A 21,759-nucleotide genomic window follows, 5' to 3' on the forward strand; every position below is an offset into this window, starting at 1 on the left:
AACAGTTTCCGCCATAGTTTTATTGAACTTTAAATGATGTGACCTCTCCACCGATTGGTGTCATCTCTAAGAACAATGGTTGATCTTTCGCCGGTGCTTCATCGAGCAATACCCCAAACGTGAAGCCACCGCCGGTCACTTCGGCTGCGCCTTGAGCGTAAACATTATGTCCGTCTGATACAGACCACTCGAACTCGACCTCATCCGTATACCCGCTCACTTGAATCATCGTGTCATTCAAGTCAATTTGTACATCACGGAACGCGCCGTCCGACTGCGGCTCTGTTGCAGGCGTTTCTTCCGGTGTTTCTGACGTACCTTCATCCGGAGTTTCTGTTGTAGCAGATTCAACGGTGAACGTCGTCTCATCTGTCACAGCAATTTCAGGTGCTCCGTCAACTTGACCGAGCCCAATCACTTCGACCGAATATTCGCCTGGTTCTAATGTCAATGGAAAGACTTCGTCGAATACTTTTTTATCATTCGCTTCCCATTTTTCCTCAATTACAGATTCTGTGAACATATAATCACTTCCGTAATCAAATACGGTTTGATCCCCTTTTTTGACAACTAACTGAAAACGTTGCGACGAATTAAACGTTACATCGACTGCTTCCTCATTTGGGTTTGTCATCGAAATCGTAGCTGATAAAGTTTTTGCCGAAGCATCGTATGCCATTTCCGTGTCGAGCGTCAATGGAGCCGGTGGTTCAGACGAATCACTGTTTACTTGACTCGGTTTCGCCTCTTCTTTCCCACATCCCGCTACGACTAATAAGATTGCCGTCACTACGGCGAGCAACCAAGTTTTCTTCATGAATCCCACTCTCCTCAACAAAATAAAAAACGTCTATAGCACTAGTGTATACAATGTGCAGACGTTTGTAATGATTTTCCTTATATTATTTACCTTTTTTACGAAACTTTAGTTTGTTCCATGTATTGTTGCCAACCGGTCATGAACAATGAATCTGCGATATCGAGATCAGACCGGACTTGAGCCGTGATAGAGAACGTCTCACTGTGCATCGACTCAAACGTGACGACCATCGTTTCTCCTACTACTTCCTTATAAGCTACAAGTTCAGGCGTTTCTGCAAACAATATCATAAGTATGGCTCCTTTGTTCATCTGTGATAAACCTAGTGTACCAATCTGAAACCAAGATATATGTCCTATCGTTCGACAGTACAACAATGACATTTTACCTATTGTCGAAACGTTTACATCAAATGTTAGTCAATTGGGGAAATGTGCATATGATTTCATGAAAAAAAGGAGCAATCCGTACTACAGACGCTCCTCTTTACCTTAAATTGTAAATCAATTTGATTCAATACATGTCGAACGAAATCTCATTTCGACCGGTTCGAAATTTGTTGCCATACTGTCCCGAGTGCTGTCTCGCCGCTCGTGATCCGCTCTTTCGCAAGTCGCGCTTGTAAAGAGACCTCGAACTCGCGGTCTTCCTCCGCAATCGACAAGGCAGGTACAGCCCGCTCATCTCCACAATCGAATAAGAAACGAGCCGCTCGCCAACGTACGAGTTTGTTTTTATCTTTCAGCGCCTCAATCATTGAAGGTTGTGACTGAGGTAATGCCCAATCGGAGACCGTATCCCCAGCTGTTCGTCGCACAATAGGAGAAGCGTCCACTAAAGCTTGTTCAATATATGTGACATATTCCTCACGTCGTTCTTCAAACATCCCGATCATGACGACCGCTTGTCGACGAATTGCCATCACGGAATCTTCCAAGGCACGACGGAAATAGGGCATATTCTCATGATGGATTTCGAGTTCATCCAGGAATGCCATCCGATCTTTCCAATTTTCCGACTGCAAATGGTTCGCGTTTGCCTCAAAATCTGCTTCACGACCAAACGCACGGGCCACGATCCGTTCGATGCGCTCTTCAGGATACGCCGCTTCCAATTCTTCTTGCGCGATGATACTGACTTCATCCAATTCACCATAGCGTGGGGCTTGCTCTACCCAACGACGGTCTTGAATGACATTCTTCACTTGTGCTTGAACTTCCATCGCTGCATCGACAAATCGTTTCGACAGCCCGATTCGTTTTTCTTCGTCCCCTTTGACGAGTTTTAATTGCATCGGTACATCGAGCACGAACTGGACGGATACATGGACTGGTTCATAGTCCGTATCCATCTTTGTGGATTCGACTTCCTCAACTTGTTCCCCGAACGCCCATCGGATTTCATTCATGACGTCATGCCAATCATGTTTCGGATGTCGCTCGACAGCGAGAAAATCAGACACGGCGTAAACGGATTTGACGCCTCGAAGCCCAATGATTTCTTGAATGATGGCTGGGGCATCCGTACTCGCTTTATCGTACGTTATGCCTCTCCCTTCGAACGGAGGGTCCACAATGATTTTCAAGTTATTCGGACTTGGTGTCGGTTCGATTGCTACTAGTTTCATCCTCATCACCTCACTCTTCATCGTGACGAAAATGACAAAAAAACGCAAGCGAGTCGCTTGCGTTCGATCAATCCTCTATTTTACTTAAAACAACGCGATAAACTGTTGGAGTGAATACGTCGTCCCATCCACAGTAAATGTGTCGTCCTCTGAAATCGGTTCAAGGAAGAAACGTTTTTCACCATCTTCTTTCACGTAACCAAAAATATGATTGGATTGATAGAACAATTCAACAATCGTCATTCGTCCAAATGTCATCCCATCGTTCATTACCGCCCGATCACCTAATTCGCCGCCATTGTACAGTTCGATGTAAGTTTCCATTTTGGTGTCGCTCCTCTTGTGTTTGTTTTCACAATTCCTTTCTATCAAACAACATGAGCGACTTCAAGTTAATTTTTTGTGTTACGCTTCCAAAATTCTATCCATTTACGATATTCCGATAATGTTTTGTTAATTTGATTAATCGACTTCTCATCGTGCAACCCACTATCATCAATCTTTTCTTTACAATGCGTGATGAAAATTTCATTTCCCGGTAAAACATTTGCACGATTTGTGGCAAATACTTGTCGGAGATGGATTTGGCATCTGGCGGTTCCAAGTATGCCAGGCGAGGCCCCGGCAATCATGACCGGTTTATCCCGAAGTGGCGTCCCTGGCTCGAGCGAAAGCCAGTCGATCGCATTCTTTAGGACGCCCGGGATACTATGGTTATATTCGGGGGTGACAATCAATAATCCATCAGCTTCCCGAACGACTTGCTTCAAAGTAGCCACAACTTCCGGTTCATCTGGATCAATCAAATCATCATTGAACAGTGGAAGTTCGATGGAGACGACTTCAATGTCGAAATCATCTTGAGCCAGTTCAATGATCGAATGCAAAAGAGCGGTATTAAAAGATTTCTTTCGAAGACTTCCTGACATAGCGATTAACTTATACTTTTCCATGATCCACCTCCTGCATCCATTCGTTCATGATTTTTGCTTCTTCTTCAGGGGATTCCATCATCCCCATATGACTGAACGGAACGATTGCTTTCGTATGTCGTGACGCACCTAAAAACGCCCGCTCCTCATTCATATTCGGGTCTTTTGAGCCGTAAATGAATAGGCCGGGGAGGTCAGTCGTTTCGACGGTGTCCACTTCGTCTTCACGATCCCGGATCGCCTGTTGCGCGTTCACGATTCCCTCGACCGTCATCTCATATCCGATTGCAATCGCTTGTTGAACGAGCGCCGGGTCGGAATCACTTGAGAAGACATTTGGAATCATTCCGTCAATAAACGGCTCGACCCCTTCTTCGATGACTTGATGAATGGCACCGTTTCGCTTCTCCCGCGCCGCTTCTGTATCCGCGGCAGCCGTCGAGTGAATCAATACAAATCCTGATATTTCTGTTCCATAGCGACGCACGAGGTTAGTCGTCACGTAGCCTCCGAAAGAATGCCCACATACAAGGGGACGCGCAAGGCTTCGAAGACGAATTTCTTCGATGACCCAGTCCGCAAAATGATCCATCGTTTCCGGCCCCACGTCTGTCCCAGCATGACCGGGTAATGTGAGCGTGTGGACTTCGGCATTCAATAACGGTTCCAATTGTTCAAAGTACTTTGGAGAACCGCACAACCCATGTAACAATACGAGTGCTTTCATATCATCGAGTGCTCCTTTTCTTCCCATTCTGTTTTGAGTAGCCGATACATCGTCAAATCCATGAATCGACCATGGCTATATGCATAATCTTGTAGAAGTCCCTCTTCAATAAATCCCAATTTTTGAACGAGTCGATTCGACCCTTCATTCCCTGGTGCGACCAACGCAGAGATTCGATGAAACTTGAATTCTTCAAAACCGTATTGAATGACAGCTGAAGCGGCTTCGAAAGCCACCCCTTGTCTCCAATAGTGAGGGGAAACCTCAAACCCGATTTCGGCGCGATAATATTGGGGCGTCCAATTATGGAATCCAATCGTTCCAACCAATTCATTCGTCATCCGATCGCATATCGCCCAGCGAATGGCCTTCCCTTGCTGAAATTGATCTTTAAAGTAAGCGATCACGTTCTTCGCCTCATAGACGGCAAGCAACGGGTCCGACCCATAATATCGCATCACTTCCTCAGTGGATAGAATGGTATATAGTGCTCTAGCATCACGCGGTTCTAGCTCTCGCAGGATAAACCGGGGCGTAGCGAGCTCAGGAAAACTCCGTTTTAATCCCCACATGTGGAACCCGCCTTTCCTATTCGTTTCCTCAATTATACTTCTATTTTCCCAAATGTATCGAACTCAACCCTCTTGTACCGTCTCAAGATGGCGGAAAGCATGTGTTTTTGCTACTATAATCGTAGTATGTCAAACTGAGGGGATACCATATGTCAAAACAACTCTTTTATTTGAAGCAAGACCGAGACGTCCAACGCTTCACACTCCATGGTGTGACGTTGGCGGATGTAACAGAAGCGCTTTCCGTGACGAGACCGATGATCATTTGTCGAACGGATATCAAAGGGATGAGACAATCCTCGAGGTCGCGTTTCCGTTATATTGAAGCGCATGAACTATCTTCGTTCTCGTCTAAGTATTTGAATAACCAAACAACATTCACAGCGATCGATTTTCCGGACTACAACACGCTCGAAACTCTGTCCGATCATGAAATTGCAGAAATCTTGTTTTTAAGTCATATGGAACGCGGAATCAAGAAGCCGTTCTTGGATTCGCTCGATAATGAGATTGTGTTCTTCAATGAAGCAAACGATCGACATAGCAGTCTTTATATTCGCGATTGGTCGACAATCAATCGTTTCGTCCAAAACATGTTGCAAAGTAAACTTGATCGTGACATTCGTAACATCAGTTTTGTTCCGATTCCACTTCCTGTCATTGATGAATTACTCGAGTTGGCACCTCAAGGTCTGATCATCGATTTCGATCATACGAAACGCAGTTTGTTCAATCGCCAAATCGTCATCTCATTCTATGTAGCGGGTCGCTATGAAGACATGTCCGTTCTTGAAGAGGACTTCGATGCGAAGAAAGAATCCATCGCCTTAAAAGGGCAATTGTTGTACCGTCGTCGTACATGGCAGATTGAACGATTATAAGGTCATACATGTAATGAATAGTTGTGAACCTCTGGAAACGAGGTTCTTTTTTGTTATTTTCAGACCGATTGTTTCAACCTTCTTCCCATGCTAGACAGGGTTGAACGCTATTCTTAAAAATTGATAACAAATTGTCTTAATTTTTTGTTAAATTAACACTTTTCTTTTTCGAACGAGGCGTTATACTAGGAATAACCTTCTGGAGGAATGGAAGGCAATATAGAGAAAGCGAGGTGAAAATCTATTCATCACGCGATGGATAGATACACGAAATGGAACAACTGAAAGTACAAGGAGTCTCATCGTTCACCAAGTTTGCGACGAATGGAAAAATGCTGAAACTTAAAGATGCTCACGCAGGGGAACAACGCATTTCACTACAGGATGCGACGGATATTCAAGTCTCTCTGCTCGACGAAGACCATTCGCGCTTCACTATATTTGGTCACGCTCACCCTCTTGTGGAGCTGACCCTTCCTCACAACTCTTGTGAAGTCCTCTATGCTTGGTTACTACACAAGATGAAACGACAAAAAATCAAACTCGCTTCAAACGCTTAAACAAAACAAGGTCTGCTCTCCATGTGGGAGGCAGACCTTATTGTTTTGACTGAAGTCATTTCATTCCTTCGTCTCTTCTAATGATGAATTCGCAGTGACCGGGTTTCTGCGATAAATCGTCACGCCACCATGCTTGGCCTCTCCTACTACTTGAAAGAGCCAGCCTTTCTCAATCAAAATGGTTCGAACGGATAAAAAATCTTCGCGTGGCACGTTCACTTCATCCACTTGTCCGTCCAACAATTGTTGAAATGTCATTTCCCAATCAGTCATGTTGATTCTCCTTACGTAAGTCTTCATCATGCATCCATTCGAACAGGCGCCGTCCGGATTCTAAGCGATCCGTCTTGTCTAACAATGTTGTCGGGACGATCCGCGTCGCCTCAATCGACTCATCTCCGGCAAAAACGACTGATTCATTCGTCATCTGTTCAATATACTGAAGCGCGAACAATAAAATCGATTTTTCTGTTTCCAATCCGCTTTCCCGTATCACAACATCAAATGACTCATCTCGTTTATTGTCCACTAGTAACGTCCGCCCTCCGTCGAGTAGAGCCAATGATGGCACAGCATCAACATGAAAAACTTCATATGAGCGATAGGTGTGCTCATCACACAGTAAAAGGGGAACAAAACGACGTCGACCCGTCCATTTCTTTAACTGGAACAAAATTTTCATCGAGGTGAACCACGTTGCCCCATCTCGATTTTTTTCCACTAAAATTGTGGGAACTGATGCCTCATCCGCTTCTTTCTTTTGAACGAATAACCATTTTGCTACATCTACCACAACGATCAAACCGTTCTCCTCCTTATGATCCATTCAGACAATGCAATCATCGTCAACGCAACGAGCCAACCGCCAAGCACATCACTAAAGTAATGAACGTTTAAGATGACTCGGCTGAGCGAGACCGCAAGGACGAGGCACAAGAGAATGAAGATGACGACTCTCGACTGTTTCTTTCGATACAGTACATAAGCTGTCAATCCATATAGTGCCAGCGATCCTGAGGCATGTCCGCTCGGAAAACTGTATGTCGTTGCATCGAGGGATGCATCAATGAGTGGTCGGTCGATTCCGTAGACGAGCTTCAGCACTTGAGTAAACAGAAGTGTCCCGATTCCGACGAGCGCTAGGCGCCACGCTTCGATACGATCCCCGCGCCAATACCAGAACAACAATCCTAATATGGAGAGACCCACAATGACTTGTGCACTCCCGAGCTCTGTCACGTAGGCAAACACTCGATCCGGTAGCGGCTGTAACCATTCATATACGAATGTGTTCATCGGATCGACCGCCCCTAAAACGACAAACACCGACACGATCACATATGCGACCGTCCCGGTGATGACCACCATCTGCGGTGTCCACTTCATCAATACAACCCTTTTCTTTCACGCATCTCTTCTTCTCCAAAATCGACCATATCTCGTAATCGGTGCGCCAATCGTCCTGAAGCGTTGGCAGCGATGGCACCGACGAGATCGTCCATGAACGTATGCACTTGCCCATCATCCATCTTCGTGTCGAGTTGTTTGATGATACCGATTTTTGCCTTGTCTAAGTATCCGAAAGTCGTAACGGCAATCGAACCATATGTGTTGACGGCACCGATCGCAATCGTCTCGTCCACTCCAAATAAACCTTCGTCTGAGGCGATAATCGACAGAAGCGGTTCAGATAATTGCCCTTTTTCAGCCAACATATCGAGCTCTGATCCCACGAGAATCGCATGTTGTAGTTCACGTTTATCAAGAACCGCCTCGACAGAATCCATACAATCTTTTAAAGAAAGATGCGGCGAATAGGGTGCCTGCATCTGGTATACGATTTCAGCAATCGATTCAATTGTGACCCCGCGTTCGAGCAAACGAGCACGAGCCGCTTCTCGGACATCACGTGAGTGTGGTACGTGTTTCATAATAGGCGCAGGATCGAAATCCCGCTTCACATCCCTTCGTTCAGAGAGTCATCGTCTCTCTATATGATATAACCATTATACTGAAAAATTGAAAAAAGACGAACCCTGCTTTGACTTCCCACATTAAATCGGTCATCATTAACATGTAGGTTAAACGATTAAAGGGGGAAGAGGAATGAAGATTGGGGTAGTCTTATTTCCGTCTAAACAAGTGCAAGATTTTGCGAACTCTTATCGAAAACGCTATGACACAAAATATGCGTTGATTTCACCTCACGTGACCATTAAAGAGCGGACAGAGGTGTCAGAAGAAGACTTGCCGAAAGTACTCGAGTACTTGCAACAAGTTGCGGATTCGACTAAACCGATTCAGTTAAAAGTCGATGGCGTTCGGTCTTTCGCACCGACGAACAATGTCTTGTATTTAAAAGTGTTACCGACACGTGATTTGTCGACTCTTCAGCAACGACTGCATGAAGGTGTGCTCAACCAAACACCGAAATATGAATTCTTGCCGCACATCACGATTGGTCAAGATTTGACCGATGCCGAGCTATTCGACGTCCTCGAACGTATGCGTATGGAGCAGGTTCATTTCGAAGAGACGATCACTCGTATGGCCGTCATGTATGAACTCGAAAATGAAACATGGAACGTCTATGAGACGTTCCGTTTCCGAGGCTAACCTTATATGCTCCGGTCGACATAGCGACCGGGGTTTTTTTCTTGCTCTTCTTCAAGCCATTCTTCACGTCGAGGTCGGATTCGTTGGACACGTTTGATTCGTGTCACCGGTTCGATGCTTGCTCGACCTGATGGCTGGACTTGTCGGTTGACGTATTGTACGACAGTAAAATCAATCTGATAGGGACCCATGATCTGACCTCCTTCATAGGTCCTTACCCGATTTATTCACGAGGTAATACAAAAATGGCGCATCACTGCGCCATTCCCCAAACTTATAAAATATGGTATCCGCTATCTACGTGAATGACTTCGCCGGTCACGCCACTTCCCATCCCCGAGAGGAGGAAGAGGCCTGTCGAAGCTACTTCTTCCGCCGAAACGTTTCGACGCAATGGCGCCTTCTGTTCAAGCTCAGAAAGGATACTGTTGAAATCACCAACCCCTTTGGCTGACAATGTACGAATCGGCCCCGCCGAGATAGCATTGACACGCACACCATGTGGACCGTATTCGTTCGCCAAATACTTGACGCTCGAATCAAGTGCCGCTTTGGCGACACCCATCAAGTTGTAGTTCGGAACGACACGCTCGCCGCCGAGGTAAGTGAGTGTGATCACCGAGGCGTCTTGTGCGAAGTAAGGCTTCGCCGCTTTCACAACTGCCGTCAAACTATATGCTGAGATGTCTAATGCCTGCGCGAACTGACCACGTGTCATTTCTGAGAACTCACCGCGCAATGCTTCTTTGTCAGCAAATGCGATCGAATGCGCGATTCCTTGAATCTCGCCAGCTTGTTCGTGAATCGAACGGAATGTTGAATCAATCGCTTCGTCATTCGTCACATCACACTCAAGTAGAATCGCTTCTTGTTTCAACTCACTCGCGAGTGACTCGAGACCCGATTTGAATCGTTCTGCCGCATACGTTAACACGAGCTTCGCCCCTGCCTCATCAAGCGTTTTGGCAATCGCCCATGCAATCGAGCGCTTGTTGGCAATCCCCATGACGACGTACGTTTTATTCGTTAATGTTGGATAAATTGACATCATAAACTCCCCTTTTTAGTACCTGGTGATAATATCTGTTCTCAGATTACAGAAAGGTTTCTGTTTTGTCAACCGACTCGTTACGTATTGCGATTTTTTTAAGTTGCGGTAAGATAAAATACGTATAGAAAGGGTGATTCGACTCCATTATGAACCGTATACAATCATATTTTAAAAGTTTAGATACGACACTGTTGACCATCGTCTTCCTATTGATGATCATCAGTCTCGGTGCAATCTATACCGCTCAACCGATGTTGCCAACGCGACTTCAACATATCAACTTCGCTCTTGAACAAGGCATTCGTTATGTCATCGGCTTTTTTGCAATGTTCGCGATCATGACGATTGAATATGAGCAACTCCGGAAAATCCATTGGTACTTATACGCATTCGGTCTACTTCTGCTCGTCGGTCTGATTCCGTTACGTGACACGTCGCTCGTACCGAACATCAACGGGGCGTATGGTTGGTATAACGTGCCTGGATTCAGTTTCCAGCCAGCCGAATTCATGAAGCTCTTTTTATTGATTTCCATGTCGACCATCGTCTATGAGCACAATAAACGTTACGGATCGTCACAACTCGATACATGGCTCCTCGTGAAACTGGTACTAGTCGCCATCCCGCCGCTCGGGCTGATTGTGACACAACCGGACTTAGGGACCGGGCTCGTTCTGATGACGATGCTCGGCGCCATCATCATCGTCTCGGGAATCGGTTGGAAGTGGCTTCTTGGTCTCTTCAGCGCTGCTGCTTTGACCATCGGCACATTCATGTATCTGTTCTTTGCCCATTTCGAAGTCTTACAAGCATTCGTACCTGGACACGCCCTCAACCGCTTCCAGGCCTGGATTTATCCTTACGAATATTCAGATGATCTGGCATTCCAATTAATCAAATCGCTACAGGCAATCGGTTCTGGACAGATGTTCGGAGCAGGATACGGCCAGGGTCTCGTCTATTTACCGGAATCTCAAACGGACTTCATATTTGCTGTTATCGCAGAACACTATGGGTTCATTGGCGCAGCTCTCGTGATCATCGTCTTCTTCTTATTCCTCTATCGGATGATTCACATTGCGTTAGAGTCTAGTAGCGCGTTCGGAAGTTATATCGTCACCGGTGTCATCGCCATGTTCACGTTCCAAGTGTTCCAAAACATCGGTATGACAATCGGTGTCTTGCCGATCACTGGACTTACCCTCCCGTTCGTCAGTTACGGGGGAACAGGGATTATCATGAACATGATTGCCATCGGTCTCGTCATGAACGTGGCTTCTAAATCAAAAACCTATATGTTTGATGATGATTGACAAAATCCCTCAAGGTTTTACCTTGAGGGATTTCTTTATACAGTTCGAAAATCTTCCGGAATTGGCGCATCAATCTGAATCTCATCCCCTGTCATCGGATGAATGAATCGCGCAGACGCGCTGTGAAGGGCGTGACGGGGCATACGAGTCGTCCCCCCATACATGGAGTCCCCAATGAGCGGATGACCGATATGGCGCAAATGCACGCGAATTTGATGGGTCCGTCCCGTCTCGAGTCGAATCGTCAATAACGAGCCGCTCTCAAATGGCTGACACGCGAGGATATGCGTGATGGCGCGTTGTCCCTCAGTTGTCACGACTCGCTCCATAATCGAGTTCTCGGCACGCCCAATCGGTGCATCAATCGTTTGTGGTGTCACTTCTTCTTCGACCAATGCCTTATACGTACGTACCAATCCATTCGCTTTCTGAAGTTCACTAAATCGATGATGAATAAATCCATACTTTGCAAACAAGACGACACCGCTCGTGTCGCGATCGAGCCGATTGATCACGTGAATCGCAGATGACAGACCGATGCGTTGATAATAGCCGAGTACAGCGTTCGCAAGTGTATCGGTCGGATGTAGTCGTGATGGAATCGTGGCAATCCCTGCCGGTTTATCGACCGCCAACAGCGTATCATCTTCATACAGAATTCGAATAGGACGATCTGAGGCGACCATGTCGAGTGAAGGGGCTTCAAGCGGGAATCGCACCATCACTTCATCCCCTGGTTCGAGTTCATGTCTTACGGTGCGGTGCATGCCATTCACTTCAATATCCCCTTCATGCTTCACGAGTGTGAGCATCTTTCGAGAAATCCCCATATCTTGCATTAAAAAGTCGCGAAGTGGGACGGCTTTCTCCACAACGCGACGAATCGTAAACCCTTGCATTCGTTACTTTCCTTCCTCGATGAACGATTCGCGAACTCGGCGCCAGAATGGGAAGGGCCGGAAGCGAGCGAACGTCACTTTTTCTTTTGCGACCGCACATCGAATCGAGACGACATCCGACCAGGACAACGCTTCTTGATGGTCAAACGCCAATTCAAATTCGGTTTTCGTGTGCGGTTTGATTTTCACTTGATGGTGTTTTGGTAAGAGAAGCGGTGCACCGATCGTTCGATACACTAGGTTGTTGATTGAAGCCATCTCAGTCACTTGAATGGCTTCAATCGATGGGTGAACGATTGCTCCACCGAGTGCCTTATTGTAGGCGGTCGAACCCGATGGTGTCGAAATACATAATCCATCTCCACGGAACGTTTCAAAGTAGTCGTCTCGAATCGATAAATCACAGACGAGCGTTCGCTTGTAGTTCTTAATCGTGCAATCATTCATCGCCAGTCGACGATCAGTCTCCCCGTCCTCATAGTCAATGAGCACCTCAACGAGCGGATAGGAGACCGGCTCGAACGATTCGCTCGTGATCATCTCGGTCAATTCATCCAACTCATCCGGTTGCCAATCGGCATAAAAGCCGAGATGCCCGGTATGAATCCCGACAAGTAGCGTTTCATCGAGTCGGTCGATGTATTTATGAAACGCCTGTAACATCGTCCCGTCCCCTCCGACCGATACTACGATTCGGGGCTGTTCAGATAATGTATGCCCGGCGGCTTGAAGTTTTTGAGTCAGTTCCTCGGCGATCTCCGCTGATCGCGTATCTCCCCTCGATACAATCGCAAACTGCATATCGGTTTCCCCCTAGTCTTCGTCCGTTTTCACGTTCATCTCTTTATCCCGAAACACCTGCTGGGCGTCCTGAATTTCAACGCGGAGTTGGCTCATCTCGGCATCGAGTAAAAAGGCCGCCTCGGCTGCACGTCTCAATCGTTCCTGCACTTCAAGAGGCATGTCACCATCATATTTATAATTCAATGAGTGCTCAATCGTGGCCCAGAAATTCATCGCAAGCGTGCGGATTTGCACTTCAACGAGCGTAGGGATTTCACCTTGAATCGTCTGAACCGGGTACTCGATGATGACATGATACGATCGATAGCCCGAGTCTTTCTGATGGGTAATGTAATTGCGTTCTTCCACTATTTTAAAATCTGTTCGACGATGTAGCAAATCCAAGACGTGAACGATATCATCGACAAATTGACACATGATTCGTAATCCCGCTATATCCTGCATATCCGTCGCCAATTCATGGTCAGCGATATTTTTTCGTTTCGCTTTCTCGAGAATGCTCCCGACCGGCTTCACTCGACCTGTGACAAATTCAATCGGAGAATGGTCATTTTGGGACTTGAATTGCTTTCGAACGGCTTTCAATTTGACTTTCAACTCGTCTACCGCGATTTGATACGGTACTAAAAACTGATCCCAGTTCATTGATTGCATACGCTGTCACCACTTTCGTTCTTTTCCGGAAAAAACGCGTCCTTTCCGTATGTATCCGTTTGTATGGTATCATAAACGAACAATTGTTCATAGAATGGAGCGATGATTCATGACCCAAGAAGTGGAAATTGAATTTAAATCAATGTTGACGAAAGACGAGTATGAGACACTCCTACGTGCCTATCAGCTTGATGACCAAGTTCGTTGGCAGGCGAATGATTATTTCGACACCCCTTCCTTTCAGCTAAAAGCGAACGGGGCAGCACTTCGCATTCGCGAGAAGAAACATGGTCAAGTGCTGACGTTAAAGCAACCCAACGAGGTCGGCTTACTTGAGACACACGCCACAATTACAGAAGATGAGGCTGAGGATTTGTTTAAGTATGGAATCATTCATGACGAGCAAATGAAGCAGGCATTGGCTCCGTTTCAGCTAAATGCACCGCTTGAGCATCTCGGTCGACTCGAGACGAACCGGGCAGAGCTCCAGACAGAAGACGGTCTCCTCGTTTTGGACGAAAGCCATTATTTGGAGACGACCGACTATGAAATAGAATTTGAAGTGACGAATGAAGAAGAGGGAAAACGTGCGTTCGAAGGACTTCTTGAAAAACATGGTCTCCCCTATCGTCCCGCTAAAAATAAAATCGTCCGATTCATGGAATTAAAAATAAGTCGGTTGGAAGGTTGAGCAGATACATTGCCAACCTTTTTTTTTCGTTGCTACAATGAGTTTACAAAGTTAAATGAGTTTTTTGACGAGAGGAGGCGACACAAATGGAACTTGAACAATGTAATGGGTCATCCTGTTCACTGGAAGAAACTCCTATTCAAGTAACGTATAAGCCATTGGAGTTATTCTATTTCATGGACATCTCAAGTCCTGAGAACTTTCATGTGATGACACTGATCAAAAAGTTAGAGATTGAATACGGACACGTGATTCGTTTTCGAATGGTCTCTACCGTTCCTAGCTGTGTTGGCGGATGTCAGGAAGAAGTTCGCCTTCTCACCATGATCAAAGCGCTGGAATTACAAGGGAAACGTCATGCGATGCGCTTCTTGCGTCATTTGCATGTGAATGATCTATTCTCTGGTGAACAACTTGGTTCAATCGATTTATGGGAAATCGCACGTTCTTTCGAAGAGTATGGCCTTGATTTAAGTGAACTCGAAGCCGATCTTCAATCGAACCAGCTCTTGAATGCACTAGCTGTCGACCATCAAGTGTTGAAAGATTGGGAGATTGAGTTATTGCCCGCACTCACATTCGTGACGCGTGATGAAGCATTGAAGATTGAAGGGGTTTATCCGTACGACGTCTATCAATCGGTCATGACTGAATTGTTAGGTTATGCACCGAGCCGTTCGACCGATTGGGATGTAGCCAAAGTGTTGGCACGCTATGATGCGTCGACCATAACAGAGCTATCGTACATTCTAGACTTGGATAAGACGGTGATTGAACGCGAATTGAAGAAACTCTCCCTACAACAGCGTTGCCGTCCTGTGCCAGGATGTAGCGGTGAAGCGTGGGCTCAAACGAAATAAAAAAGAACCCCATGGCCGGGGAGCCATGGGGTTTTTGACGTCTCAAGCGGGGACAAGAGACATCGAACCTTGAGGCCCGGGGAAGGCCTACAAGATGGGAGAAAGTTTACGGTCAATAAAGGGGTTTGTGATTGATTTCACACTTATAATATACCTAGTGCAGAATCATCTGACAACCTCTTTGTGCATATTGTCACATATTGTTCACGTGAACAATAATGATTCCATTTCATCAAGAACCGCTTCGAACTGATCGAGCGCTTTTAATACCGGCTCCTTCGTCGTCATATCGACGCCAGCCGCCTTCAACACCTCGATCGGATAGTCACTAGAACCCGCCTTCAAGAAGTTATCGATATAACGACGCACGGCTGGCTCCCCTTCTTCCATGATCTGTTGTGACAGTGCAGCAGATGCCGAAATCCCTGTCGCATATTGATAGACGTAGTAGTTGTAATAGAAGTGCGGGATGCGCGCCCACTCATATGAAATCTCTTCATCGATGACAATCTCGTCTCCGAAGTAACGTTTGTTCAACTCGAGGTATGTTTCATTTAAGTACTCCGGAGTGAGCGATACGCCTTCTTGAGCAGCTTGATGAATCATGTGTTCGAATTCAGCGAACATCGTTTGACGGAACAATGTTCCACGGAACGTTTCAAGCTGATTGTTCAACAAGTAGAGACGTTCTTCTTTCGCTGTTCTCGTTTTCAACAAATGGTCATTCAACAAAGCTTCGTTCGTCGTCGATGCCACTTCTGCAACGAAGATCGAGTAATCGCCATACGGATATGGTTGCGATGCGCGCGTGTAATGACTATGCACTGAGTGTCCGAACTCGTGTGCAAGCGTGAACAAGTTGTTGACGTTATCTTGCCAGTTCATCAGGATGAACGGTTGCGTATCGTATGCTCCCGAGGAGTAAGCACCGCTACGCTTACCGCGTGTCTCTCGAACGTCGACCCAACGCGAATCGAGACCGTCTTTGACGATTTGGACGTACTCTTCTCCGAGTGGTGCCAAACCATCTACCATCCATTGTTTCGCTTCTTCATACGATACTTTCATTTCGACATCTTTGACGAGCGGTGTGTAGAGGTCATACATATGCAACTCATCTAAGCCGAGCGCTCGCTTACGCAACGCGACATAACGATGTAACAAGTCGAGTCGTTCGTTTACCGCTTCTACAAGCCCGTCGTATACAGACTCCGGAATCGCATTATGATGGAGCGCGGACTGTCTTGCACTTTCAAACTTACGGACAGTCGCATAGAAGTTATCTTTCTTCACACTTCCAGATAATGTTGAAGCGAACGTATTCAAATATTGCGCGTACGTCCCGTACATCGCTTTAAATGCCCCTTCGCGAACGCTTCGGTCAGCCGATTCAAGGAACGTGATATATCGACCGTGCGTCAACTCAACTTCTTCCCCTTTTTCATTTTTCACTTTCGGGAATTTTAAATCTGCGTTGTTGAGCATACCGAACGTCGAGCTCGATTGACCAAGCACATCTCCGGCTTGTGCCAAAATCGATTCTTCCGCCTCCGTCAACACGTGTGGACGCTCTAGTGCCAACTCATCGAATGCATGACGATAAACGCGAAGTGACTCATTCTGCTCCATGAAGGCTTCAATCTGATTCTCATCAATCGAGAGCAACTCAGGTGTCATAAACGCGAGTTGTGCTGAAACTTGAGACGCAAGTGAGCCGGCACGATCATTCAATGCTTGATAATGGCTATTCGCCGTGTCTTCGTCATAGCGCATATGAGCATACGTATATAGCTTATGTAACTGACGTGAGAGATCGTCTCGAAGTTGCAACGCTTCGTGCAACGTTTCCGCCGACTCCCCAAGGCGTCCTTTAAATCCAATCAATGCCGGCACTTTCTCTTTTAACGCTTGAAAATCCGATTCCCAAGCCTCGTCATTGCTGTAGATGGTTTCTAAGTTCCATGTTTCTTCCACTGGAACTTGCTGTCTAGTCAATACCTCTGACATACGTCCACTTCCTTTTCGATGATTAAGTCGATTGTAAGATCAATCGCTGAAGTCCTTGAAACAAACGTGTATCGTGATGTCTGGCCTCCTCGTAATGCTTTGGATGCGGCCATGACCTGACATCACAGGATAGACGACTCGCATTCAAGAGTTGTTTCCATTGTACATGAAATGACTGGGAAAAGTCGCATGTCGGTGTCACTCCAAATTGTCGACATGTTTTTTGAATACTCCATTCCACGGAATCGCGCGGTGACTCGTATCGATTCAAATAATGCACGGTCTGAAAATCAATTGGATGTACACGGATTCCCCAAAGCGATGAAAGCGGAAGGTAACAGGCGGTCGGTAATAATCCGGGTAACAGACCAAGTGGATAGAGCCGATTCAATATGAGCCGTCGATTTAGCGGAGACGGATAAATCGGCGACATGCGTTTACGACGAATCATCTCTATCCATTCAAAAGCATCGAACCGATAATAGGCTTCGTACGGTGACGTGTTCACTGAAGATGAGATTTCCCAGTTTCCGATTCCATACTTGATCGAAATCGGAAATCCATTGAAGCGTAACAATCTCCCATTTTTCACCGTCAACAACCGATGTCGCTGAAAAAGTTCTAGACGCATCCATGGTTGAAACGATTGATTGCTTCTCAAATCGAGACCGCTCGCAATCCAAACCACATCAAACCCCGCTCGTCGATAATCATTCGTTCGTTCGGCGTATTCTCCAGATCGTAAAGGAGACGCCTGAATTTCGAACACGGTGTGCTGCCCGTCCATGTTCGTGAGGATGTCAGCCCGACGATTCTTAATCGTCACTTCTTGCTCGACAGGATAGCCATTCTCTTGAAGCCACTGGCATATTGCCCATTTATCCTGATGATGCATGACCGATTCAGCTCTCCCACAGGTGTGGATATGCGCAAAATGCAGCCGTTTCTTCACACCTTGCTTCACAATCAACATTTCTTGACAAGTCGGGCATCGAAAAGGAGCAAGTTGCTCTGCTTGCATCCGATTTAATGTAAAGGAATCAACGATATCCCCTTCCCGATCGATTGCAAACCGCATCTTGCTCCCTCCTCATAGCAATGGTGAAAACATTCTGGCTAATGATTCAACGAGTTTGATAAAGAATGACCGTTTCGCGAACTCTTCTAATACGAGTTCGTGTGACCCTTCGAAATCATCATATAAGTCTTGTTTCAGTTGATGGACTGAGTTCGTGTTATAGAGGAGCGCATTGACCTCGAAGTTCAAATGAAAGCTCCGAAAATCCATGTTCGCCGTCCCAATCGTGGCTAATCCATCATCCACCACGATGACTTTTGAATGCATGAATCCCTTCTCATATAGATAGATCTTTACACCGGCGAGTAACAGTTCTTCATAATAGGACCGACTCGCGTAGAAAACGATTTTATGGTCGGGATAACTCGGTAAGACGATGCGGACATCAATTCCTGATAATGATGCCGTCTTTAAGGCACTCATAATGTCTTCATCCGGAATCAAGTAAGGTGACGAAATGTAGACAGATTTTTTTGCAGCATTGATGAGTGAAAAGTAAATGGATTTCATCGTCTCATAAGGTTCATCCGGTCCACTCGCAACGATTTGAACCCCTCCGCTCGCACTTCTTACCGTCTCAAGCGGCTCTAGATAGAACGGTGTGAATAGGCGTTCCCCGGTCATGTAATACCAATCTTGCAAGAAAATCAGTTGCAGTTCAGATACCCCTTCTCCTCTGACATACAGATGAGTGTCGCGCCAAAATCCGAACTTAGAGTGCTCACCCAAGTACTCATCCCCTACATTCAAGCCACCTGTGAATGCCTCGGTACCATCGATGACCACGATTTTTCGGTGGTTTCGATAGTTCGTCTTACTCGAAACGAGTGGCAATACAACTGGAAAGAATGCCTGGACTTGGACACCGGCTTGCTTCATCTCTTCAAAGAACGTGCCACTCGTATGAATGGACCCGACCGCATCGTACAAAAACCGGACTTCGACCCCCGCCTTCGCCTTTTCAATCAAGATTCGCTGTATTTCCCGAGAAATACGATCTTCCCGAAAAATATAATACTCTAGATGTATGTGTCGGGACGCTCCTTTCAGAGCCGGCAATAACTTCGAGAATTTTTCACGGCCGTTCGTCAAGATTTGGGTATACGTATTCGATGAAACAGGTAATTGGTTCAACGAAGAAGTAAGATGCATCAGCTTCTCATAATCGTCGTGGGCGAACATAAGAGACGGCGACAACGTCATCGCTTTCTGACGATAGGCCAAGTATGTCTCTTCATCAAGCATCGCTTTTTCTTTGAACATACGTTTACGTCGATAGTTCTGGCCGAATACAAAGTATGCAAATAATCCGATGACTGGAAAACCAATCATGACGATTGCCCAAATGAGCGTACGTTGTGGATTTCGATTTTCAAGTAAGATGACGAGTAATATACTGAACGTTGTCAAAAAGACGAGAATCGAGAACAATCCAATTACTTGTGAGCTCCAGTAATACGATAATATCGCAATGAGTCCTGCGAGCAAAATGAGGGAAAAGAGTACTTGTATGCGTCGCAACATATTATAAGCTGACCTCGTTTCTGTCATGTATTATCATTAATTATACATCGTAACGTCATCTTTTTGAGGGGAGCGAATGAATTATGGGGACTTTTCTGATCACAGGTGCGACAAGCGGGATTGGTCGCGCCGTCGCTTTACAGTTGACTGCTAAGGGGCACCGAGTCATCGGGATCGGTCGGGATGAAACAAGAGGCACCTCTCTCGAGTCTGATTCAAATGGACAAGCCACATTCATTCGATGTGACCTTGCTTCGACAGAGGACATCGACCATCTTTTCTCTCAGTTGAAAGAGCAAGGTGTGACCTTGAACGGATTATTTAATAACGCCGCTACTTTTGGTAGACCGGGCACACCTGAACGTTTGACACATGAGTCGTATAACGAGGTATTCGATGTCAACTTGTATGCGCTGAACACCGTCACACAACGTGCCATTCCCCTATTTGACCAAGGAGCGAGTGTCGTCAACAATGCCGCCATCGTTGGGCACGTCAAGTTTCCACCGATGCTCGCGCACTATGCCGCTTCAAAGGCGGCCGTAATAGCCTTAACTAAAACGTTCGCACACCGAATGAAAGGAAAAGTAAGATTCAATGCCGTTTGTTTTGGACCGATTGACACACCGCTCAGTCACAAGCTATATGGGGGTGAAGCAAAGTTCAAAGAGGCGATGACCCACCATTTCCGGGGACATGCCGCACATCCTGAGGAAGTGGCGCCGGTCGTAGAATTTTTATTGACTGATGCTTCAACTTACATTAACGGCCAAGCCATCACAGTCGATGGCGGATATACATTGTCTTGAACAGAGACCACCTCTTCTTTAGAACAGGTGGTCTCTACTCATGTCGTCATCTTTTTAGCCCGATTCATCTTATTGCGCAAATAGTTCTGTTCTTTCGCATGAAGACGATCCCAATCAATCACATCCGCAAAATATTGAATCATGTCCTCAAATGTCGAATCGAGTGTTTCATGTGCTTGGAGGCGCGCCATTCGAATCGCCTCGAACACGGACCCCATCACAAAGATATCTCGGCTCGCATAAGTCTGCATCGGCGATAGCGATTCAAATAGAATCGTCTCAAGCGTTTTTCGTTTCACATGCCAGTCAGACTTCCCGTTCGAATACAAAAAATCACCATCTGGTAATTCACAAAGTTCTCTTAAAATATCCCCGATGTAATGAATCGCATGAATTGCCGTGTTCGGATCATTGATTCCTGGAGAGATTCCTCTTAGCGCAATCTCACTCAATTTTTCAACCGCAAATGACGGGTCTTGCATCGAAGAACGAACTTCGCCAATCTCAAACAACTCGATGTCCGGCACATCCTCACCCTTCCAGAATCCGAGTAAATCACCTTTAGCAACGAAATCCCCGACGGCTACGACGGACTCAAAGTCCGTTTCTTGATCTCCTTGCTTCTCTCTTAAAAACAATCGGATGTACCCTGTTCGCGGAGCTCGTACCGCTTGACCATCGAATGAATGGACGGATCGAGGCAGGACGAGATGAACCTCATCCGACTCAATCGCATCTTTTTGCTCGCTGATGACAGAGAGCGCTTCTTTATGTAACGCGGACAATAGACGTTCCGCCTGAATCGAAACACTGATCGTCTGGATGAACTTGACGAATGCCCAAATCGAACCAATAACTAAGAGCACACTGATCCCGGACGACAACACGACGCCTTCATCTGCCGTACGGACGAGGAATAAGTTCGAAATCCCATAAACCGTCGTCATGATGAAAAGACCGAGCGTATGCTTGGCCGACGAGTTCGTCAAAAAGTTATTGATCGTCCGGGGAGAGAACTGAGAAGAATATGTTGTCAATACGACCAGAATCGTGGAAAAACTGAACGTCATCATCGTCATCAGGCTCGTAAATGTCGAAGACAACACGGATGCCGCTGAGTCCAGATCTAAATAAATAAAGTCTGGTAATAAATCACGAAAAAAATCCCCAAACACTTGGGTTAATGCCGTTAATACGATGCCACCCATTCCGTATAAAAATGGGACAAACCATGCACTGTCATCAAGTAGTAATCGAATTCGTCTCACCATACCAACACCTCTTTACCGTCGATTTGAAAAAATCGCCTGTCCAACTGAACAGGCGATGTACCA

General features: G+C 46.1%; 27 protein-coding genes. 7 read left to right on the forward strand and 20 right to left on the reverse strand.

Annotation, left to right across the window (positions count from 1 at the left end):
* Positions 1-19 precede the first annotated feature (19 nt).
* The 7 genes from IRJ25_RS08705 to IRJ25_RS08735 form a co-directional block, all read right to left on the reverse strand.
* On the reverse strand, positions 20-817 hold the full coding sequence (locus tag IRJ25_RS08705; RefSeq protein WP_269318110.1) for a BsuPI-related putative proteinase inhibitor: 798 nt from the start codon (positions 815-817) through the stop codon (positions 20-22).
* Positions 818-915: 98 nt separating this feature from the next.
* Entirely contained in the window at positions 916-1,110 is a 195-nt protein-coding gene (locus IRJ25_RS08710) for a hypothetical protein (protein ID WP_015881244.1), read from the reverse strand.
* A gap of 245 nt (positions 1,111-1,355) precedes the next feature.
* Positions 1,356-2,447 carry a virulence factor gene (locus IRJ25_RS08715; RefSeq protein ID WP_269318111.1) on the reverse strand — a complete coding sequence of 364 codons (1,092 nt, stop codon included), beginning with the start codon at positions 2,445-2,447 and terminating at the stop codon, positions 1,356-1,358.
* An 84-nt stretch (positions 2,448-2,531) separates the two neighbouring features.
* Positions 2,532-2,771, reverse strand: a complete 240-nt coding sequence (locus tag IRJ25_RS08720; RefSeq protein WP_015881242.1) for a hypothetical protein — start codon at positions 2,769-2,771, stop codon at positions 2,532-2,534.
* 68 nt (positions 2,772-2,839) lie between these two features.
* Positions 2,840-3,400 (reverse strand): NADPH-dependent FMN reductase, encoded by a 561-nt coding sequence (locus IRJ25_RS08725; RefSeq protein ID WP_159562028.1) that lies wholly within the window; start codon positions 3,398-3,400, stop codon positions 2,840-2,842.
* Entirely contained in the window at positions 3,387-4,106 is a 720-nt protein-coding gene (locus tag IRJ25_RS08730) for an alpha/beta fold hydrolase (protein ID WP_269318112.1), read from the reverse strand. The genes IRJ25_RS08725 and IRJ25_RS08730 overlap by 14 nt, the downstream gene beginning before the upstream one ends.
* Complete coding sequence (locus IRJ25_RS08735) at positions 4,103-4,678, reverse strand: GNAT family N-acetyltransferase (protein ID WP_015881239.1); 576 nt, start codon at positions 4,676-4,678, stop codon at positions 4,103-4,105. Before IRJ25_RS08735 ends, IRJ25_RS08730 begins: the two co-directional genes overlap by 4 nt.
* A 149-nt stretch (positions 4,679-4,827) precedes the next feature.
* Between IRJ25_RS08735 and IRJ25_RS08740 the strand changes: the two genes are divergently transcribed.
* A complete protein-coding gene (locus tag IRJ25_RS08740; RefSeq protein ID WP_074037395.1) occupies positions 4,828-5,559 on the forward strand; it encodes a hypothetical protein in 732 nt (243 codons plus the stop codon).
* Positions 5,560-5,831: 272 nt separating this feature from the next.
* Positions 5,832-6,119, forward strand: a complete 288-nt coding sequence (locus IRJ25_RS08745; protein ID WP_015881237.1) for a hypothetical protein — start codon at positions 5,832-5,834, stop codon at positions 6,117-6,119.
* 60 nt (positions 6,120-6,179) lie between these two features.
* Here IRJ25_RS08745 and IRJ25_RS08750 read toward each other — a convergent pair whose 3' ends face one another.
* From IRJ25_RS08750 to IRJ25_RS08765, 4 genes are read right to left on the reverse strand one after another with little or no spacing between them, the layout of a single operon-like run.
* Complete coding sequence (locus IRJ25_RS08750) at positions 6,180-6,392, reverse strand: hypothetical protein (protein WP_269318113.1); 213 nt, start codon at positions 6,390-6,392, stop codon at positions 6,180-6,182.
* Complete coding sequence (locus IRJ25_RS08755) at positions 6,385-6,921, reverse strand: hypothetical protein (RefSeq protein WP_269318114.1); 537 nt, start codon at positions 6,919-6,921, stop codon at positions 6,385-6,387. The genes IRJ25_RS08750 and IRJ25_RS08755 overlap by 8 nt, the downstream gene beginning before the upstream one ends.
* Entirely contained in the window at positions 6,918-7,505 is a 588-nt protein-coding gene (locus tag IRJ25_RS08760) for a phosphatase PAP2 family protein (RefSeq protein ID WP_074037404.1), read from the reverse strand. Before IRJ25_RS08760 ends, IRJ25_RS08755 begins: the two co-directional genes overlap by 4 nt.
* On the reverse strand, positions 7,505-8,050 hold the full coding sequence (locus IRJ25_RS08765; protein ID WP_015881233.1) for a phosphatidylglycerophosphatase A family protein: 546 nt from the start codon (positions 8,048-8,050) through the stop codon (positions 7,505-7,507). Before IRJ25_RS08765 ends, IRJ25_RS08760 begins: the two co-directional genes overlap by 1 nt.
* A 175-nt stretch (positions 8,051-8,225) precedes the next feature.
* On the opposite strand from IRJ25_RS08765, the gene IRJ25_RS08770 reads away from it, so the two are divergent.
* Entirely contained in the window at positions 8,226-8,735 is a 510-nt protein-coding gene (locus IRJ25_RS08770) for a YjcG family protein (protein WP_015881232.1), read from the forward strand.
* Between the two features lie 2 nt (positions 8,736-8,737).
* Here the strand turns inward: IRJ25_RS08770 and IRJ25_RS08775 are convergent, their stop codons facing one another.
* Entirely contained in the window at positions 8,738-8,926 is a 189-nt protein-coding gene (locus IRJ25_RS08775) for a hypothetical protein (RefSeq protein WP_015881231.1), read from the reverse strand.
* Between the two features lie 83 nt (positions 8,927-9,009).
* Positions 9,010-9,783, reverse strand: coding sequence for an enoyl-ACP reductase FabI (fabI, locus tag IRJ25_RS08780; protein WP_074037406.1), 774 nt, complete (start codon positions 9,781-9,783; stop codon positions 9,010-9,012).
* 149 nt (positions 9,784-9,932) lie between these two features.
* Between fabI and IRJ25_RS08785 the strand changes: the two genes are divergently transcribed.
* Positions 9,933-11,099, forward strand: coding sequence for an FtsW/RodA/SpoVE family cell cycle protein (locus tag IRJ25_RS08785; RefSeq protein ID WP_031421494.1), 1,167 nt, complete (start codon positions 9,933-9,935; stop codon positions 11,097-11,099).
* A gap of 35 nt (positions 11,100-11,134) precedes the next feature.
* Here IRJ25_RS08785 and IRJ25_RS08790 read toward each other — a convergent pair whose 3' ends face one another.
* The 3 genes from IRJ25_RS08790 to IRJ25_RS08800 are packed head-to-tail and all read right to left on the reverse strand — an operon-like array spanning position 11,135 to position 13,456.
* Positions 11,135-11,998 (reverse strand): RluA family pseudouridine synthase, encoded by an 864-nt coding sequence (locus IRJ25_RS08790; protein WP_269318115.1) that lies wholly within the window; start codon positions 11,996-11,998, stop codon positions 11,135-11,137.
* A 3-nt stretch (positions 11,999-12,001) separates the two neighbouring features.
* Complete coding sequence (locus tag IRJ25_RS08795) at positions 12,002-12,799, reverse strand: NAD kinase (RefSeq protein WP_196430470.1); 798 nt, start codon at positions 12,797-12,799, stop codon at positions 12,002-12,004.
* Positions 12,800-12,811: 12 nt separating this feature from the next.
* A complete protein-coding gene (locus tag IRJ25_RS08800) occupies positions 12,812-13,456 on the reverse strand; it encodes a GTP pyrophosphokinase (RefSeq protein ID WP_214684573.1) in 645 nt (214 codons plus the stop codon).
* Between the two features lie 109 nt (positions 13,457-13,565).
* On the opposite strand from IRJ25_RS08800, the gene IRJ25_RS08805 reads away from it, so the two are divergent.
* A complete protein-coding gene (locus tag IRJ25_RS08805; RefSeq protein WP_074037412.1) occupies positions 13,566-14,147 on the forward strand; it encodes a CYTH domain-containing protein in 582 nt (193 codons plus the stop codon).
* Between the two features lie 86 nt (positions 14,148-14,233).
* Positions 14,234-15,007, forward strand: coding sequence for a DsbA family protein (locus tag IRJ25_RS08810; RefSeq protein WP_074037413.1), 774 nt, complete (start codon positions 14,234-14,236; stop codon positions 15,005-15,007).
* Between the two features lie 204 nt (positions 15,008-15,211).
* Here the strand turns inward: IRJ25_RS08810 and pepF are convergent, their stop codons facing one another.
* The 3 genes from pepF to cls are packed head-to-tail and all read right to left on the reverse strand — an operon-like array spanning position 15,212 to position 19,616.
* Positions 15,212-17,014 (reverse strand): oligoendopeptidase F, encoded by a 1,803-nt coding sequence (gene pepF / locus IRJ25_RS08815; RefSeq protein ID WP_269318116.1) that lies wholly within the window; start codon positions 17,012-17,014, stop codon positions 15,212-15,214.
* A gap of 22 nt (positions 17,015-17,036) precedes the next feature.
* Complete coding sequence (locus IRJ25_RS08820; protein WP_269318118.1) at positions 17,037-18,092, reverse strand: competence protein CoiA; 1,056 nt, start codon at positions 18,090-18,092, stop codon at positions 17,037-17,039.
* A 12-nt stretch (positions 18,093-18,104) separates the two neighbouring features.
* Entirely contained in the window at positions 18,105-19,616 is a 1,512-nt protein-coding gene (gene cls / locus IRJ25_RS08825) for a cardiolipin synthase (protein ID WP_015881221.1), read from the reverse strand.
* Positions 19,617-19,699: 83 nt separating this feature from the next.
* Here cls and IRJ25_RS08830 point away from each other — a divergent pair, with 83 nt between their 5' ends.
* The gene (locus IRJ25_RS08830) at positions 19,700-20,425 is read left to right on the forward strand and encodes an SDR family NAD(P)-dependent oxidoreductase (RefSeq protein WP_074037417.1); all 726 of its coding nucleotides are present in this window, start codon (positions 19,700-19,702) and stop codon (positions 20,423-20,425) included.
* A gap of 38 nt (positions 20,426-20,463) precedes the next feature.
* On the opposite strand, the gene IRJ25_RS08835 is transcribed toward IRJ25_RS08830, so the two are convergent.
* Positions 20,464-21,696: a DUF2254 domain-containing protein gene (locus tag IRJ25_RS08835; RefSeq protein WP_264092366.1), complete on the reverse strand. Its 1,233-nt coding sequence runs from the start codon at positions 21,694-21,696 to the stop codon at positions 20,464-20,466.
* Between the last annotated feature and the right edge of the window lie 63 nt (positions 21,697-21,759).

Origin of the sequence: Exiguobacterium sp. KJ 601 (assembly GCF_027161185.1) — a bacterium.
GTDB lineage: Bacteria > Bacillota > Bacilli > Exiguobacteriales > Exiguobacteriaceae > Exiguobacterium > Exiguobacterium profundum.